Genomic DNA, 820 nt, shown 5'->3' on the forward strand with positions numbered 1-820 from the left:
AGGTACTCGCCCGCGAGGGCTAACGGCGAAGGGGGCGGCGCATCGGCGCCCGTCCCGCCGCCACCGCCGGTGCCGCCCGATCCACCACCACCACAGTGCGATTCGCCACCAGTGCCGGCGGCGTCTGATGACGACCCAGAGACGGGATGAGCCAGGTTCTGGGCAACGCGGAGCCCCCGGGCAGCGCCAAAGGCGGTGGAGCCGAGGCGCTGAGCGCGGCTAAATACGGCGGGGTCCCTCAAGACCTCTTCGGCCACCTGTCGAAAGGGGTTGTGTTTGGATGTGAGCAGCAATTATGACCTCTGAGCACCTCAATGGCATCGCCACATCAGACGGCAGCGAGCTCGCTGGGCGTGTGCGAGGCCTTTCCACCCGTTACCATGATGCCCGCGGCCCCGGTGAAGGCCAGGTTGGCCGCCACGTCGCCAGCGCACCGGACATTGCCGTTCGTCACCACTGGCACCCCGAGGGGCGCAAGGGCGTCGACAACGGCCTTCACCCAGCCCAGGTCCGCGGCCCCGTCCCGGCGCGCGGCCTCCTTGCCCCGGAAGCGCCCGTGCACGGTGACGAGGCTGGCCCCGCTTTGCGCGAGCAGGGTTGCGAAAGCCACGGTGGCCGCCAGGGTGGGCTGAAGGCGAATTTTAACGGTCACGGGAATCACGAGGGCTGGGTCCTTCGCTGCGGCGGCAACGATAGCGCAGCACAGGGGCCAGTCCGGCGGGTCGGCGAGGAAGGATCCGTAGTGGTCTTCTCTGGCGCGGTCCTGCGGGCAGCCCAGGTTGAGGTCCTGAGGCAAATGGTGACAGTTTTTAGTGGTTCG

2 protein-coding genes are annotated in these 820 nt (G+C 68.2%); both read right to left on the minus strand.

The window, feature by feature from the left end; genetic code table 11:
* Positions 1-293: hypothetical protein (locus AC1QQ2_RS14565; RefSeq protein ID WP_479713686.1), on the minus strand; the 293-nt coding region annotated here is incomplete at its 3' end.
* 35 nt (positions 294-328) lie between these two features.
* On the minus strand, positions 329-820 hold a 492-nt coding region (locus tag AC1QQ2_RS14570), incomplete at its 5' end, for a tRNA-dihydrouridine synthase family protein (protein ID WP_479713687.1).

The sequence above is a fragment of the Aestuarium sp. genome (assembly GCF_023253315.1).
Classification (GTDB): Bacteria; Pseudomonadota; Alphaproteobacteria; order Rhodobacterales; family Rhodobacteraceae; genus Marivivens; species Marivivens donghaensis.